This window comes from Streptomyces sp. NPDC005004, assembly GCF_053600675.1.
Window position 1 is genome coordinate 185,737 of the sequence record NZ_JBSGAH010000011.1, and the last position, 15,443, is coordinate 201,179.

At 69.3% G+C, this 15,443-nt stretch carries 12 protein-coding genes and 1 tRNA gene; 3 read left to right on the plus strand and 10 right to left on the minus strand.

The features are described 5' to 3' along the window. Nucleotides 1-16: 16 nt before the first annotated feature. Entirely contained in the window at nucleotides 17-1,840 is a 1,824-nt protein-coding gene (locus tag ACWEEU_RS18105) for a bifunctional metallophosphatase/5'-nucleotidase (protein WP_385747036.1), read from the minus strand. A 149-nt stretch (nucleotides 1,841-1,989) separates the two neighbouring features. On the opposite strand from ACWEEU_RS18105, the gene ACWEEU_RS18110 reads away from it, so the two are divergent. Both ACWEEU_RS18110 and pyk read left to right on the plus strand, forming a co-directional pair. Continuing rightward, nucleotides 1,990-2,682: an SIMPL domain-containing protein gene (locus ACWEEU_RS18110; RefSeq protein ID WP_451733398.1), complete on the plus strand. Its 693-nt coding sequence runs from the start codon at nucleotides 1,990-1,992 to the stop codon at nucleotides 2,680-2,682. A gap of 216 nt (nucleotides 2,683-2,898) precedes the next feature. Beyond that, nucleotides 2,899-4,335 (plus strand): pyruvate kinase, encoded by a 1,437-nt coding sequence (gene pyk / locus ACWEEU_RS18115; protein ID WP_451733401.1) that lies wholly within the window; start codon nucleotides 2,899-2,901, stop codon nucleotides 4,333-4,335. 1 nt (nucleotide 4,336) lies between these two features. On the opposite strand, the gene ACWEEU_RS18120 is transcribed toward pyk, so the two are convergent. Further along, nucleotides 4,337-5,116 carry a helix-turn-helix domain-containing protein gene (locus ACWEEU_RS18120; RefSeq protein ID WP_451733404.1) on the minus strand — a complete coding sequence of 260 codons (780 nt, stop codon included), beginning with the start codon at nucleotides 5,114-5,116 and terminating at the stop codon, nucleotides 4,337-4,339. An 89-nt stretch (nucleotides 5,117-5,205) separates the two neighbouring features. Next, nucleotides 5,206-5,288, minus strand: a tRNA-Leu gene (locus ACWEEU_RS18125). 100 nt (nucleotides 5,289-5,388) lie between these two features. Here ACWEEU_RS18125 and ACWEEU_RS18130 point away from each other — a divergent pair. Then, nucleotides 5,389-6,060 (plus strand): ANTAR domain-containing response regulator, encoded by a 672-nt coding sequence (locus ACWEEU_RS18130; protein ID WP_199587380.1) that lies wholly within the window; start codon nucleotides 5,389-5,391, stop codon nucleotides 6,058-6,060. Between the two features lie 75 nt (nucleotides 6,061-6,135). Here the strand turns inward: ACWEEU_RS18130 and ACWEEU_RS18135 are convergent, their stop codons facing one another. The 7 genes from ACWEEU_RS18135 to ACWEEU_RS18165 all read right to left on the minus strand — a co-directional run bounded on the left by ACWEEU_RS18135 (nucleotide 6,136) and on the right by ACWEEU_RS18165 (nucleotide 15,322). Continuing rightward, complete coding sequence (locus tag ACWEEU_RS18135; protein WP_385747046.1) at nucleotides 6,136-6,852, minus strand: ABC transporter ATP-binding protein; 717 nt, start codon at nucleotides 6,850-6,852, stop codon at nucleotides 6,136-6,138. Beyond that, complete coding sequence (locus ACWEEU_RS18140) at nucleotides 6,849-7,805, minus strand: ABC transporter ATP-binding protein (RefSeq protein ID WP_451733408.1); 957 nt, start codon at nucleotides 7,803-7,805, stop codon at nucleotides 6,849-6,851. The genes ACWEEU_RS18135 and ACWEEU_RS18140 overlap by 4 nt, the downstream gene beginning before the upstream one ends. A gap of 6 nt (nucleotides 7,806-7,811) precedes the next feature. Continuing rightward, nucleotides 7,812-9,617 carry a branched-chain amino acid ABC transporter permease gene (locus tag ACWEEU_RS18145; RefSeq protein WP_451733411.1) on the minus strand — a complete coding sequence of 602 codons (1,806 nt, stop codon included), beginning with the start codon at nucleotides 9,615-9,617 and terminating at the stop codon, nucleotides 7,812-7,814. Between the two features lie 5 nt (nucleotides 9,618-9,622). After that, the gene (locus ACWEEU_RS18150) at nucleotides 9,623-10,552 is read right to left on the minus strand and encodes a branched-chain amino acid ABC transporter permease (RefSeq protein ID WP_385747052.1); all 930 of its coding nucleotides are present in this window, start codon (nucleotides 10,550-10,552) and stop codon (nucleotides 9,623-9,625) included. Between the two features lie 116 nt (nucleotides 10,553-10,668). Beyond that, nucleotides 10,669-11,877: a branched-chain amino acid ABC transporter substrate-binding protein gene (locus ACWEEU_RS18155; RefSeq protein ID WP_385747056.1), complete on the minus strand. Its 1,209-nt coding sequence runs from the start codon at nucleotides 11,875-11,877 to the stop codon at nucleotides 10,669-10,671. A gap of 585 nt (nucleotides 11,878-12,462) precedes the next feature. Continuing rightward, nucleotides 12,463-12,936: a PaaI family thioesterase gene (locus ACWEEU_RS18160; RefSeq protein ID WP_451733415.1), complete on the minus strand. Its 474-nt coding sequence runs from the start codon at nucleotides 12,934-12,936 to the stop codon at nucleotides 12,463-12,465. An 85-nt stretch (nucleotides 12,937-13,021) separates the two neighbouring features. After that, nucleotides 13,022-15,322, minus strand: coding sequence for an FdhF/YdeP family oxidoreductase (locus ACWEEU_RS18165; RefSeq protein ID WP_451733418.1), 2,301 nt, complete (start codon nucleotides 15,320-15,322; stop codon nucleotides 13,022-13,024). Nucleotides 15,323-15,443 lie beyond the last annotated feature (121 nt).

Below are 15,443 nucleotides of genomic sequence, written 5' to 3' on the forward strand. Positions count from 1 at the left end.
AACGGGACACCGCCCCTCAGAACACCGGCGTGCCCTCCCGCGTCAGCTTCCAGTCCACCGACGCGAAGTCCTTCGGGTCCAGCTCACCCTTCGCCGTCACCCACTCCGCGATCCGGGTCCGGATCTCCGTGGACTCCGACCACAGCTCCTTCGCCGAGGCCACGTACGGGAACGCCCCACCGCCGTTCGCCCGGTAGTTGTTCACCGCGAACACGAACTGCGCCGCGTCGTCCAACGGCGCCCCACCGAACGCCAGGTTCCTGATCCGCGACCCGGCCGGCTGCGCCACGTCGATGTCGTACGACAGCCCGGACACATAGTCGTAGTTGTAGTCCGGGCGGCCGTTCGCGTTCGTCAGCTTGTCCACGTCCACCGCGGCACCCGGCGCCGTCTGCACGAAGTACTCCGCCGAGTACTCCAGGTACGCCCGCACCTGCGCGCCCGTCAACAGCTTCGCCACCAGCGTGTTGTCGTACACGTACAGGCTCGACAGATCCCGGATCGTCACATCGCCCGCCGGGATCTCACTGGTCCGCGAGAACGGCGACGCCTGCGACAGCACCGGCAGCGACGCGTACGCCGTCCCCGCCAGCGCCGCCTTGACCACGTCCTCCTGCACCCTGTTGATCAGATCGATGATCGGCGCGTCCTTGTACCGCGCGTCCACCGTCGTCAGCGTCTCGGTCGCCCGCCCCACCACCTGGTTGACGTACGCGACCACCTTCTCGTGCTCCGCCGTCAGCAGCTTGGTGATCTTCGGGTCGTCCGCGACCGTCCGCGAGTCCCGCAGCGACGCCCCGACCGACTCCACCTCCCACTTCCCCCGCCGCAGCACCAGCTCCACGTCGAACAGCGTCAGCCGCTCCGCGAAGCACAGCGGCTCCGACAGCACGACCGTCTTCCCCGACTTCTCGTTGACGACCCGCAGCTCCGGGATCTCCAGATGCGCGTGCCCCACCAGAATCGCGTCGATCCCCGGCACCAGCCGCGCCACGTTCGCCGCCGCGTTCTCCACGTACGGCACCTGGTCCCCGTACGACGACGTGCCCGACGTACCCGAGTGCGCCGAGACGATCACCACGTCCGCGCCCATCGACCGCAGCTTCGGCACCCACTTCGCCGCCTGCTCCTCCAGACCCTCGAACGCCAGCTTCCCCTGGACGTACGCCTTGTCCCAGATCGCGATGCCCGGGTTCGTCAGACCCAGCACCGCCACCTTCACCGGCGGCGCCCCCGGCACCCGGAACTCCTTCATGACGTACGGCCGGAACGCGGGCTTCAGCGTCTTCGCGTCCACCGCGTTCGCGCCCAGCAGCGGGAAGCGCAACTGGCTCTCGAACTTCCGCAGCGTCTCGATGCCGTAGTTGAACTCGTGATTGCCCAGCGCCGCCGCGTCGTACCCGATCGCGTTCATCGCCAGCGCCATCGGATGCACCGGGCCGCCCTTGGCGGTGATCGGGTCCACCTTGGCGTAGTAGTACGTCAGCGGGGTGCCCTGGATCGTGTCGCCCGCGTCGATCAGCAGCGTGTTGTGCCGCCCCTTCTCCTCGCGGACCCGGTTCACCAGCGTCGAGATCCGGGACAGACCCAGCGCGTTGCCCGCCGGGTCGGCGTACTCCGCGTTCTTGAAGTAGTCCCAGTTGAAGACGTGCCCGTGCAGATCGGTCGTGCCCATCACGGTCAGGGCGTACCGCTTCTCACGGTGCTCGCCGTGCTGGTCGTGCTCGCTGTGCCCGCCGGGCGCGGCCACGGCCGCCGGCGCCCCCACTCCGCCCGCGACGGCCACCCCCGCCCCGGTCACAGCGGACTTCTTCAGGAACTTCCGGCGGTTCAACGACATCGGTGGCCTCTCTCGGCACGATCGGACAACGCGCGTAGATTGTGCCGGGCCAGGACCCACCGCAACAGACCCCCCAGGTTGCGATCCGGTGACCGATCCCCGCCGAACTCCCCCCGCCCACACGGGCGTCACGTGACACAGTGGGACACATGACCACTCCACCGGCACCCGCGCACGGCACCCCCGACGCACCCCTCCTCGTGGTCCAGGGCGAGGCGGAGTTCGAGACCGGACCCGAGATCGCCCGCATCGGCATCACCGTCGCCGCCCGCGGCCGCGACCGGCGCGCCACCCTCGACGACCTCACCCGCCGCAACGCCGCCGTCCTCGACCTCGTCAAGTCCTACGGCGAAGCCCTCGCCGAACTCTCCACCGGCGTCTTCTCCATCACCCCCGAACTCAGCGAACGCGGCCGCGGCGAACGCGTCCGCAGCCACCAGGGCCAGGTCCGCCTCGACGCCGAGTTCACCGACTTCACCGCACTGGCCGAACTCACCACCCGACTGGCCGACTTGGAACTCACCCGCGTCGACGGCCCCTGGTGGTCCCTGCGCCCCGGCTCCCCGGTCCACACCGAAGCCCGCCGCCGCGCCGTCGCCGACGCCCTCACCCGCGCCCGCGAATACGCCGACGCGCTCGGCACCACCGTCGCCGCCCTGGTCGAACTCGCCGACACCGGCGCCGACCGCCCCCGCACCACCGCCGCCTACGGCCGCGCCGCCCGCTCCCTCAGCAGGGGCGGCCCCGCCGAACCGCCCGAGGCCCTCGACCTGGAACCCGCGCGGCTCACGGTGGCCGCGCAGGTCACGGCACGGTTCACCCTGGTGCCGCCACGGCTGTGAAATACGCGGCGCCGCAAGTGCCCGGCACGGAGAGGCGGGATGAACGCAAAGAGAGAGAGGGGGATAAAAGAGCGACGAACTGTTGCGCGAAAAACATCGCTCATAGGAGCGGGTCTCCGCACAATTCAACACTTGTCAATAAGCCTTTCCGTAAAGGTCGTTGAATGGCCATCGGGCCCGGATTCTCTACCCGCCGGTAAGCCCTAGGCTCGAATCATGCGCCGAGCAAAGATCGTCTGCACACTCGGGCCGGCCACCGACTCGTACGACCAGATCAAGGCACTGGTCGAAGCCGGAATGGACGTCGCCCGCTTCAACCTCAGCCATGGCGGCCAGGCCGAACATGAGGCGCGATATCAGCGCGTACGCAAGGCCGCCGACGAAACCGGCCGCAGCGTCGGCATCCTCGCCGATCTTCAAGGCCCGAAGATCCGGCTCGGCCGATTCGCCGAAGGCCCGGTGATCCTCGAACGCGGCGACACCTTCACCATCACCGTCGAAGAAGGCGTGGAGGGCGACCGCCACCGCTGCGGCACCACCTACGCCGGACTCGCCACCGACGTCACCCCCGGCGAACGCGTCCTAGTCGACGACGGCAAGGTCTGCCTGGAGGTCACCTCCGTCGACGGCCCCCGCGTCCACACCCGCGTCCTCGAAGGCGGCGTCGTCTCCGACCACAAGGGACTCAACCTCCCCGGCGTCGCCGTCTCCGTCCCCGCCCTCACCAAGAAGGACGAGGACGACCTCCGCTGGGCCCTGCGCACCGGCTTCGACACCGTCGCCCTCTCCTTCGTCCGCGCCGGACGCGACGTACTGGACGTCCACCGCGTCATGGACGAGGAGGGCCGCCGCCTCCCCGTCATCGCCAAGGTGGAGAAACCCCAGGCCGTCGAGGACATCGAGGGAATCGTCGCCGCCTTCGACGGCATCATGGTCGCCCGGGGCGACCTCGGCGTCGAGATGCCGCTCGAACACGTCCCCGTCGTCCAGAAACGCGCCTGCCAGTTGGCCCGGCGCAACGCCAAACCGGTCATCGTCGCCACCCAGATGCTCGACTCCATGATCGACAACGCCCGCCCGACCCGCGCCGAAGCCTCCGACGTCGCCAACGCCGTGCTCGACGGCGCGGACGCGGTGATGCTCTCCGGCGAGACCAGCGTCGGCAAGTACCCCGTCGGAGCCGTGCACACCATGGCGAAGATCGTCACCGCCGCCGAGGAGGACATGCTCGCGGGCGGGCTGCCGCCGCTGACCGAACGCGACAAGCCCCGCACCCAGGGCGGCGCCGTCGCCCGCGCCGCCGCCGAGACCGGCGACTTCCTCGGCGCCCGCTTCCTCGTCGCCTTCACCCAGTCCGGCGACACCGCCCGCCGCCTCTCCCGCTACCGCTCCCCGATCCCCCTCCTCGCCTTCACCCCCGAACCGGCGACCCGCTCGCAGCTCAGCCTGACGTGGGGCGTGGAAACGTTCCTGGGCCCACACGTGGAGTCGACCGACGCGATGGTGGCCCAGGTGGACGAGCTGCTCCTCAAGCACGGTCGCTGCGAGAAGGGCGACATGGTCGTCATCACCGCGGGCTCCCCTCCGGGGGTCTCCGGTACGACGAACCTGGTCCGGGTGCATCACGTGGGGGAGGACGACAGCCCTCGGTAGGTCAGTACTTGGGGCCCACGTGGGCGTCCATGAGGGCGACGGAGGGTTTGCGGGCGACGGAGATGTTGTAGGGCTTCCCGTCGCGGTTCAGCACCGTCCAGGTGATGCCGAGCGCGTCCAGGGCGCTGGTGAAGAGCGCCCTGACGTCGTCGGACTTGTTGGTGAAGAGGTAGCGCGGATACTCGTACCGTCTGCGCTCCCCGCCAACGACACGGGTGGTCCAGTTGGTGACCCGGCATCCGTCGGAGTGGATCAGGCCCCGGACGAACTCCCAGGGGCGCACGTCGGCGATCTCGCGCTGCCAGGTCTCCAGGACGATCCGCCGCTCGTGTTTGTGGCCAGGGCCGTGCTGGGGGAACAGGCAGACCCAGTGCCGACTGTACGACTTCACCTCGACGCAGCCGTTCCGCGCCCGCCGCCCGGTGGCGGCGGACGGCAGCACGGTTCGCATGGCGTCCTCGGCGGCCGCGACCAGCCCGGTGTGCCGGGCGTCGCAGTAGACCGAGAGATGGTGCCGCCCGCGCCTGGAGACGATGTGCCCGTCACCGAGATACAGGCCCAGCAGGTACGCGTACGCGGTCCGGTCGACGGCCCGCGCCGCGCACCGGGGACAGTCGCTCGGGCGCTGGTACGACTCACCGCGCGCCCTGCGGTCCTCGCTGAGCCACCAGCCGACGGTCCCGCGCGGTACGCCGAGCCGATGAGCGACCTCGCGGTTGGACATACCGGCGCGCAGGAGCGTGAGCGCCTCCTCGCGCTTCGAAGGTGTGTGCGACGTCATGCGAATACTCTGTGTGACCGGTCGAGGCTTCGTACAGCAAAAAAGCGGAGAACCACGCGAACGTGATCCTCCGCTTCCTGTGCGCAGAGTGCCGGGTGCGGGATTCGAACCCGCAAGCCCTCTCGGGCAGATGTGTTTGAGACATCCGTGTATGCCATTCCACCAACCCGGCAGGGACGGCTGCCGGAAGCATACCGGGTCAACACGGCTCCCCGCCGCTAGGTAGGCTTCTTAGGCAGCAGCACCTCCCCGGCCCGTACCAAGGAGCCCCCGTGACCGCCGAGTCGCCCCAGCCCGCAGACGTGTCCGACGACGACAAGTCGCATGTGCCCCCGCTGACGACCCGTGTCGTCATCGCGGAGGACGAGGCGCTGATCCGGCTCGATCTCAAAGAGATGCTGGAGGAGGAGGGCTACACGGTCGTAGGCGAGGCAGCCGACGGTGAGCAGGCCGTGGAGCTGGCCCGGGAGCACAAGCCGGACCTGGTGATCCTGGACGTGAAGATGCCGAAGCTCGACGGCATCTCGGCGGCCGAGAAGATCGCCGAGGAGTCCATCGCCCCGGTCCTGATGCTCACCGCGTTCTCGCAGCGCGACCTCGTGGAGCGCGCCCGCGACGCCGGTGCCATGGCCTACCTCGTGAAGCCCTTCAGCAAGAGCGACGTGGTCCCGGCCATCGAGATGGCCGTCTCCCGCTTCACCGAGCTGCGCCAGCTGGAGCAGGAGGTCGCGGACCTCACCCAGCGCCTGGAGACCCGCAAGCTGGTGGACCGCGCGAAGTCGATCCTCCAGACGGAGTACGGCCTGTCCGAGCCCGCCGCGTTCCGCTGGATCCAGAAGACCTCGATGGACCGCCGTCTGTCGATGCAGCAGGTCGCGGAGGCGGTCATCGCGGACGACAACGAGAAGAAGTCGTCCAAGAAGAAGGACAAGGACAAGGACTGAGCCCGGGTCCACGCCAGGTCCACGCGAAGAGGCCCGCGCCCCCGAGGGGGAGCGCGGGCCTCGTCGTACTACGGCTCAGTCCTCGCCGAGGTACGCCTTCCGCACCGACTCGTCGTGCAGCAGGTCCTGCCCGCTGCCGGAGAGCGTGATGTTGCCGATCTCCATGACGTAGCCCTGGTCGGCGAGCGAGAGCGCCGCCTGGGCGTTCTGCTCGACCAGCAGGATGGTCGTGCCCTGGGACTTCAGTTCGGCGATCGTCGCCATGATCTTCTGCATCATGATCGGCGAGAGGCCCATGGACGGTTCGTCCAGCATCAGCAGCTTGGGCTGGGACATCAGCGCCCGCCCCATGGCCAGCATCTGCTGCTCACCGCCCGAGAGGGTGCCCGCGGCCTGCTTGCGGCGTTCCCCGAGGATGGGGAAGAGGTCGTAGGCGCGCTGGATGTCCTTCTCGATGCCGTCCTTGTCCTTGCGGAGGAAGGCGCCGAGCTGGAGGTTCTCGGTGATGCTGAGGCGCGGGAAGATGTGCCGGCCTTCGGGGGAGTGGGCGAGCCCGAGGGCGACGATCTTGTGCGCGGGGACTCCGGTGAGCGGCTCGCCCTCGAAGAGGATCTTGCCCGAGGTGGGCTTGAGCAGTCCGGACAGGGTGCGCAGGGTGGTCGTCTTGCCGGCGCCGTTGGTGCCGATGAGGGTGACGACCTGGCCGGCTTCGACGCTGAACGAGATGCCCTTGACGGCCTCGATCTTGCCGTAGGCGACCCTGAGGTCCTCGACCTCCAGCAGTGCGGTCACGGGGTCTCTCCCTTGGTGGTGCTGTTCTGCGTCCCGGAGGCGTCCTCGGCGTCCCGGGCCTCGGTGGCGGGCGCGTCCGGCTCGGGGTCCTCGGACCCGGTGTCCTCGGCGGTGGCCTCCTCGCGGTCCTCCTCCGCCGCCGTCTCCGCGGCTTCGACCTCGGCCGCCTCGGCTTCGCCCGGCTCGCCCTCGAAGGGTTCGCCCAGGTAGGCGGCGACGACGCGCTCGTCGGCCTGGACGACGTCGGAGGTGCCCTCGACGAGCTTCTCGCCCTGGACGAGCACGGCGACCCGGTCGCAGAGGTTGAAGATGAAGCGCATGTCGTGCTCGATGACGAGGACGGCGATGCCCTTGTCGCGGATGGCGAAGACCAGTTCCTCGGTGGTCCGGGTCTCCTGCGGGTTCATGCCGGCCGTGGGCTCGTCCAGGAGCAGCAGTCCGGGCTCGCTGGCCAGCGCGCGGGCGATCTCCAGCTTGCGCTGCTCGCCGTAGGGGAGGTTGCGCGCGAGGTGGTCGCGCTTGGCGGCGAGGCCGACGAACTCGAGGAGTTCCATGGCCTTGGCCTCGGACTCCTTCTCGGCCTTGCGGAAGCCGGGGCCGCGCAGCAGCGCGGACCACAGGCCCTCCTTGGTGCGGGTGTGGCGGCCGACGAGGACGTTCTCCAGGACGGTCATGTTGGCGAAGAGCCGGATGTTCTGGAAGGTGCGGGCGATGCCGGCCTGGGTGACCAGGTGCGGCTTGGGCGGGAGGACCTTGCCCTGGTAGGCGACCGTGCCCTCGGTGGGGACGTAGAGGCCGGTGAGGCAGTTGAAGAAGGTGGTCTTCCCGGCGCCGTTGGGGCCGATGAGGCCCACGATCTCGCCGCTGTTGACGGTGAAGTCGACGGAGCGGACGGCGGTCAGGCCGCCGAAGCGCATCGTGACGTCACGGGCTTCGAGTACAGGTGTCGTCATGGTGCGTCACGCCCCTGCCTGGGTGGGGGCCGGTTCGTCGGTGAGTGTCTTCTGGGCGGGTACGTCGAGCTGGCCGGTCTCGTGGAACTCGAGCTGGCGGCGGCGGTTGGCGATGATGCCTTCCGGCCGGAACCGCATCAGCAGGACGAGGGCGACACCGAAGGCCAGGAGCTCGTAGTTCTGGAGGAACTGGAGCTTCTCGGGGACCAGGTAGAGGACGCTGGCGCCGAGCAGGGGGCCGCTGACGGTGCCCATGCCGCCGAGGACGACGGCGGCCAGCAGGAAGGCCGAGTTGGGCGGGGCGGCTCCGGCGAACTGGTACGGCTGCGGGTTGACGCTGAAGTTGACGTGGGCCATCACGGTGCCCGCGAGGCCGGCGAGGGAGGCGCCGAGGGCGAAGGCGATGAGCTTGACCCGGAAGCCGTTGATGCCCATGGCGGTGGCGGCGGTCTCGTCCTCGCGGATGGCGATCCAGGAGCGGCCGATGCGGGAGTCGGCGGCGCGGGTGAAGACGAGGACGACGATCGCGGTGACGATGAGCATCAGGAACAGGTAGTTGGCGAATCTGCCCAGGGTGAATCCGGCGATCTGGTGGGATGCGCCGAGGTTGAACCCGAGGATGTCGAGGTCGGGGATCTGGGTGATGCCGTTGGGGCCGCGGGTGATGTTCGGGCCGGAGTCGCCGTCGAGGTTGTTGACGGTGATGCGGAAGATCTCTCCGAAGCCGAGGGTGACGATGGCCAGGTAGTCGCCGCGCAGGCGCAGGGTGGGTGCGCCGATGAGGACGCCGAAGACCAGCGAGGCGGCCATGCCGGTGAGGGCGGCGGCCCAGAAGGGGAACTGGACGCCGGAGAAGCGGGAGTACTCGGAGCCGGAGACCAGGGCGGCGGCGTAGGCGCCGACGCCGAGGAAGGCGACGTAGCCGAGGTCGAGCAGTCCGGTGAGGCCGACGACGATGTTCAGGCCCAGGGCGACGGTGGCGAAGATGAGGATGTTGACGCCGACGTTGGCGTTGTGGTCGTCGCTCTGGGTGAAGGGGAAGACGGCGGCGGCGGCGAAGGCGAGGGCGGCCGAGAAGCCCTTGTGGCGGGCGGAGACGGTCGCGTAGCGGTCGAGCAGGCCCGCGTGGACGAGGGCGAGGGCGCCGAAGAGCACGGCGATGAGGTAGCCGATGAAGGTCTCGCTGGCCTCGTTGTCGATGCCGATGCCGTAGGTGAAGACGACCAGGCCGAGCGCGGTGCCTACGGTGATGGCGAGGCGGTCGGTGAGCGGGCTGCCCGCGGTGGGCCGGGGGGTGGCGGGCTTGGCGAGGCGCAGGGCGCCCAGCGCGCCGATGACGCGGCGTCGGGTCCAGGCGGGCGGGTTGCCGTCGTCGGCGGGCCGGTCCAGCGGCAGGGCGAGGGCGCCGAGCAGCAGGAGGAGTGCGCCCGCCGCGGCGACGAAGCCGCCGGGGTCGACGTTGACCAGGCCGCCGAGGTCGACGGAGATGGCGATGACGGTGAACCAGACGACGGCGAAGGTGCCGGTGGCGAACAGGGCGAGGGTGTTGCCGCTGCCGCTGGGGTTGATCCGGTTCAGGCCGGGGATGTTGTAGCCGCTCAGGGCGTAGACGAGGGCGATGGCGGCGAGGGTGAGGGTGATGACCTGGAGTCCGGCCGGGTAGCCGTAGACGGTGAGGTCGCCGGGGAATTCGTCGGTCCAGGTCCAGGAGAGGAACGTGGAGGCGATGGTGAGGGCGGCACCGGCGACGGCCAGCGGCCGGGCGAGGGTGCGCGGGAGCGGGACCAGAGGGGTCTGCGTGGTGTCGGTCATGTCGTTCACGCCCTGTCCGCGACGCGTTCTCCGAGCAGACCTTGTGGTCTGAACAGGAGGACGAGGATGAGGAGGACGAAGGCCCATACGGCCGCCCAGCCGCCGCCGCCGAGCTGCTGCATACCGGGGATGTCGGCGATGTAGGCGGTGGCCATGGCTTCGGCGACGCCGAGGACGAGTCCGCCGAGCATGGCGCCGTAGATGTTGCCGATGCCGCCGAGGACGGCCGCGGTGAACGCCTTGAGGCCGGCGATGAAGCCCATGTCGTAGGAGACGGAGCCGTACTTGAGGCCGTAGGAGAGGCCGGCGACGGCGGCGAAGAAGCCGCCGATGGCGAAGGCGATGACGATGATGCGGTTGGTGTCGATGCCCATGAGCTGGGCGGTGTCCGGGTCCTGGGCGGTGGCCTGCATGGCGCGGCCGGTGCGGGAGAGGCGGACGAAGAGGGCGAGGACGGCCATGCAGAGCGGGGCGGCGATGACGAGGAAGACGTCGCCGCTCTGGACGGTGACCGAGCCGAGGTGCAGGGGGCCGAAGGGCAACTGGGGGAAGACGCGGGCGGACTTGGCGTCCGGGTAGAGGTTGAAGACGAGTTGCTGAAGGGCGAGGGAGAGGCCGATCGCGGTGATCAGTGGTGCGAGGCGGGGTGCCCCGCGCAGCGGGCGGTAGGCGAAGCGCTCGGCGCCGACGGCGATGAGCACGGCGACCAGGGCGCCGCCGATGAGCATCGCCGGCAGGGCAATCCACATGGATATGCCGTCCGGCAGGACGAGATAGACCGTGAGGGCTCCGAAGCCGCCGGTCATGAAGATCTCGCCGTGGGCGAAGTTGATGAGCTGGACGATGCCGTACACCATCGTGTAGCCGATGGCGATAAGCCCGTACATCGAGCCGAGGAACAGCCCGTTGGCCAGCTGCTGCGGCAGGGTGTTCACCGCATGGCCTCCATGTGGTGGGGAGAGTCGGGGTGGGTCGGGGTAGAGCGCGGGCCGCGCGGTGACGTCGTGTGTACGCCGCGCGGCCCTGGTGCTGCGTGGTGGTGTGGCCGGGTTTACTTCGGGTTGGCCACGCCGCTCTTGACGGACTTCCACTCGCCCTTGGTGACCTGGTAGACGGTGAGCTGCTTGTTGGTGGTGTCGCCGTACTGGTCGAACGAGATCTTGCCGGAGATGCCGTCGAAGGAGCTCTTCTGGACGCCGTCGACGACCTGCTGGCGGGCGTCGGAGGGGATCTTGCCGTCCTTCACGGCCTGGCCGACGGCCTTGATGATGGCGGTGGTGGCGTCGTAGGAGTACGAGCCGTAGGTGCCGTAGTCGCCGGGGTACTTCTTGGCCTTGTAGGTGGCGACGAAGTCCTTGGCGGCGGGGAGGGTGTCGACGGGGACGCCGATGGAGGTGACGAGGTCGCCCTCGGCGGCCTTGCCGGCGGTCTTGATGTAGGTCGGGGTGAACATGCCGTCGCCGCCGAACAGCGGGATCTTGGCGCCGGCGTCCTTGAGCTGCTTGGTGAGGACCTGGGACTCGTCGTACTGGCCGCCGTAGTAGAGCAGGTCGGCGCCGGAGTTCTTGATCTTCGTGGCGAGGGTGGAGAAGTCGCGGTCGCCCACGTTGACGTGGTCGGTGCCGACGACCTTGCCGCCCTGCTTGACGAACTGCTCCTTGAAGATCTTGGAGAGGCCGGCGCCGTACGTCTGCTTGTCGTCGACGACGAAGGCCTTCTTCTTCTTGAGGCCGTTGTAGGCGTAGTCCGCGGCGAAGGCGCCCTGGAGCTCGTCGGTGGTGGCGGTGCGGAAGTACGTCTTGTACGGGCGGGACTTGCTGGTCTGCCAGTTCTTGCCCTGGGTCAGCTCGGGCGCCGTGTTGGAGGGCGAGATCTGGACCAGGTTGGCGGTCGCCAGTACCTGCTGCATCTGGGTGGCCACACCGGAGTTGAGCGGGCCGACGACGCCGAGGACGCTCTTGTCGGCGACGAGCTGCGAGGCGTTCTGCTGGCCGGTGGCCGGGAGCGCCTTGTCGTCGAGGGCGTGGATCTTGAAGGTGACGCCGGGGACGGTCTTGTTCTTGTTGGCGTCGTCGACGGCGATCTGCGCGCCGTACTGAATTCCGAGGCCGGTGGCGGAGTTCTGGCCGGTGAGCGGGGCGTCGACGCCGATCGTCACCGTCACGTTGCCGCTGTCGCCGCTCTTGCTGTCCTTGTCACGGGAACCACAGGCGGTGAGAGTCAGAGCTCCGGTCGTCAGCACGGAGGTAAGAATCACCAGAGAACGCTGTCGCACAATCGATCCTTTCCGCAGGCACAGCCCTCCCCTGGAACGGAGAGCGACGGGTGCCGCGCCGGTACCGAACTCCCGTTGGAGCGGTGACTGGCCGTGACTCTAAGCGTGTGTGGGGAACGTGGAGGAGGGTCTGACGAATGCTGTGACGCTCTTGTTATGACACGAGGTAATGCAGAGCGGTACGCAGTGGGGGAAAGGAAGGAATTCGATCCGGTTCGCCCCGTCCACATCGTGAGAACTCGCAGGAACGGCCCTCAACTGTTCAGGTGTCTCAAGGGTTTTGCTAGTGACGGGAGCCTGGTTGCCGCAGGTGACAATCGTGGCCTCGGCGATCTGCGGGACAGATCGGGAACGCGGTGCGGAACGGGAATCCGTATTGCGTGCGTATTACGCAGCGTTACTTCCAGGGAAATGGTTGGGCGTCTTCCGCTTTCCCGGAATTCGGGCATATGCGGGCACGACGAGGGCCGGGGGCCCGCCCCGCCGGTGATCCGGACGGCGCGGGTCCCCGGCCCTGACGCTTCATCAATTCGCGAAAAGGACGGTCACTTGATTCCGTCCGCGGGGTGGTCAGCCCTCGACGCCGCCCGGACGCGCGTCCCGCAGCAGGCAGGTCAGCCGGGCCGTGCAGACCCGGCGGCCCTCCTCGTCACTGATCACGACCTCGTACGTCGCCGTCGTGCGGCCCCGGTGCACCGGGGTGGCCACGCCGGTCACCAGGCCGGAGCGCACGCCCCGGTGGTGCGTGCAGTTCAGGTCCACGCCCACCGCGATCTTCGAGCTGCCGCCGTGCAGCATGGCGCCGACAGAGCCCAGCGTCTCGGCCAGCACGGCCGAGGCGCCGCCGTGCAGCAGGCCGTACGGCTGGGTGTTGCCCTCCACCGGCATGGTGGCCACCACCCGGTCCGGGGCCGCTTCCAGGATCTGCACACCCATCCGCGTGCCGAGGTGGCCCGCCGAGAACAGTGCGGGCAGGTCCACGCCGAGCGCCGCGTACTCGTCGATGATCTCCTGCGGGAATTTCACCTGCTGCTGCTCACCCATGGTCCGGCTCCGTTCTCGCAACGCCTGTCCGACGGCACGTTCCCGTCTCCGACGGCGCGTTCCCTGTCTGTCGCTGAGCGAACGCTCAGTCGGTCGCCGATTGTTCCAGACGGGGTTTCGCGGCCGCCTCCAGGCGGACCACGACCGACTTGCTCGCCGGGGTGTTGCTGGTGTCCGCGGTGGCGTCCAGCGGCACGAGCACGTTGGTCTCCGGGTAGTACGAGGCCGCGCAGCCCCGCGCCGTCGGGTAGTGCACCACCCGGAAACCGGGCGCCCGCCGCTCGACCCCGTCGCGCCACTCGCCCACCAGATCGACGTACTGGCCGTCCGTCACGCCCAGTTCGCGCGCGTCCTCGGGGTGGACCAGGACGACGCGGCGGCCGTCGGTGATGCCCCGGTAGCGGTCGTCCAGACCGTAGATCGTGGTGTTGTACTGGTCGTGCGAGCGCAGGGTCTGGAGCAGCAGCCGGCCCTCGGGCAGCTCGGGATGCTCCACCGGGGCGGCCGTGAAGTTGGCCTTGCCGGTGGCCGTCGGGAAGCGGCGCTCGTCGCGCGGGCCGTGCGGCAGGGCGAAGCCGGCGGGGTCGGCCACGCGCGCGTTGAAGTCCTCGAAGCCGGGGACCACGCGCGCGATGCGGTCGCGGATCGCGGCGTAGTCGCGCTCGAACTCCTCCCACGGCACCGTGCTGTCCGGCAACACCCGGCGCGCCAGCCGGCACACGATCGCGGGCTCGGACAGCAACTGCGGACTCGCGGGGGTGAGCCGGCCGCGCGAGGCGTGCACCATGCCCATGGAGTCCTCGACGGTCACGAACTGCTCGCCGCCGTCCTGCACGTCGCGCTCGGTACGGCCCAGCGTCGGCAGGATCAGGGCGCGGGCGCCGGTGACCACGTGCGAGCGGTTCAGCTTGGTCGACACGTGCACGGTCAGCCGCGCCCGGCGCATCGCCGCCTCGGTGACCTCGGTGTCGGGGGAGGCGGAGACGAAGTTGCCGCCCATGGCGAGGAACACCTTCGCCTCGCCGTCGCGCAGCGCGCGGATCGCCCGTACGACGTCGAAACCGTGCGCGCGCGGGGGAGCGAACCCGAACTCCCTCTCCAGCGCGTCCAGGAAAGCCGGGGCGGGCCGCTCGAAGATGCCCATGGTGCGGTCGCCCTGCACGTTCGAGTGACCGCGCACCGGGCAGACGCCCGCGCCCGGGCGGCCGATGTTGCCGCGCAGGAGGAGGAAGTTGACCACCTCGCGGATGGTCGGCACGGAGTGCTTGTGCTGGGTGAGGCCCATGGCCCAGCAGACGATGACCCGCTTCGACTCCAGCACCATGGCGAGCGCCCGCTCGATCTCCTCGCGGGCCAGACCGGTCGCCGCCAGGGTCTCGGCCCACTCCGCCTTGCGGGCGGCGTCCGCGAACTCCTCGTAACCATGGGTGTGTTCGCGGACGAACTCCTCGTCCACCGCGCCCTCGGTCTCCAGGATCAGCTTGTTGAGGAGACGGAAGAGTGCCTGGTCGCCGCCGAGACGGATCTGGAGGAACAGATCGGTCAGCGCGGCGCCCTTGATCATCCCTTGCGGGGTCTGCGGGTTCTTGAACCGCTCAAGGCCCGCCTCGGGCAGCGGGTTGACGCTGATGATCCGCGCCCCGGAAGACTTGGCCTTCTCCAGCGCGGAGAGCATACGGGGGTGGTTGGTGCCCGGGTTCTGTCCCGCGACGATGATCAGATCGGCGCGGTGGAGGTCCTCCAGGAGGACGCTGCCCTTGCCGATGCCGATCGTCTCCGACAGCGCCGAACCGGACGACTCGTGGCACATGTTGGAGCAGTCGGGCAGGTTGTTGGTGCCCAGCTCGCGCGCGAACAGCTGATAGAGGAAGGCGGCCTCGTTGCTGGTGCGGCCCGACGTGTAGAAGACGGCCTCGTCGGGGGAGTCCAGCGCGGCGATCTCCTCGGCGACGATGCCGAGGGCGCGCTCCCAGGTCACCGGCTCGTAGTGGCTCGCGCCCTCGGGGAGATACATGGGGTGCGTGAGGCGCCCCTGCTGGCCCAGCCAGTAGCCGCTCTTGCCGGACAGATCGGCGACGGAGTGCTCCTTGAAGAACTCCGGGGTGACGCGGCGCAGCGTGGCCTCCTCGGCCACGGCCTTCGCGCCGTTCTCGCAGAACTCGGCGGTGTGCCGGTGCGCGGGCTCCGGCCAGGCGCAGCCGGGGCAGTCGAAGCCGTCCTTCTGGTTCACCCGGAGCAGGGTGAGCGCGGTGCGCCTGACCCCCATCTGCTCCTGCGCGATCTTCAGGGAGTGCACCACCGCGGGCAGCCCCGCCGCCGCGTGCTTCGGCTCTCCTGTGCGCGGCGCGTCCTGCACCGGATCGCTCTTGGGCGGCTTCGTCGCCATGTGCCCGTTCCCCTTCGCCTGTGTTTCCGGTCCCGGCACCGCACGCTGTTCGCGGCCCGCTCCCCTGTCCCGCGCATCAGCATGCCTGGTGAGGGGGCGGAGGGGGAGGGGGTGGGTGGAG

Excerpts from the sequence above, each read along its gene's own strand:
- ACWEEU_RS18120 (WP_451733404.1), bottom strand. The coding sequence starts at position 5,116 with ATGACGTCGCACACACCTTCGAAGCGCGAGGAGGCGCTCACGCTCCTG.
- ACWEEU_RS18145 (WP_451733411.1), bottom strand. The coding sequence starts at position 9,617 with ATGACCGACACCACGCAGACCCCTCTGGTCCCGCTCCCGCGCACCCTC.
- pyk (WP_451733401.1), top strand. The coding sequence starts at position 2,899 with ATGCGCCGAGCAAAGATCGTCTGCACACTCGGGCCGGCCACCGACTCG.
- ACWEEU_RS18140 (WP_451733408.1), bottom strand. The coding sequence starts at position 7,805 with ATGACGACACCTGTACTCGAAGCCCGTGACGTCACGATGCGCTTCGGC.
- ACWEEU_RS18165 (WP_451733418.1), bottom strand. The coding sequence starts at position 15,322 with ATGGCGACGAAGCCGCCCAAGAGCGATCCGGTGCAGGACGCGCCGCGC.
- ACWEEU_RS18110 (WP_451733398.1), top strand. The coding sequence starts at position 1,990 with ATGACCACTCCACCGGCACCCGCGCACGGCACCCCCGACGCACCCCTC.
- ACWEEU_RS18105 (WP_385747036.1), bottom strand. The coding sequence starts at position 1,840 with ATGTCGTTGAACCGCCGGAAGTTCCTGAAGAAGTCCGCTGTGACCGGG.
- ACWEEU_RS18160 (WP_451733415.1), bottom strand. The coding sequence starts at position 12,936 with ATGGGTGAGCAGCAGCAGGTGAAATTCCCGCAGGAGATCATCGACGAG.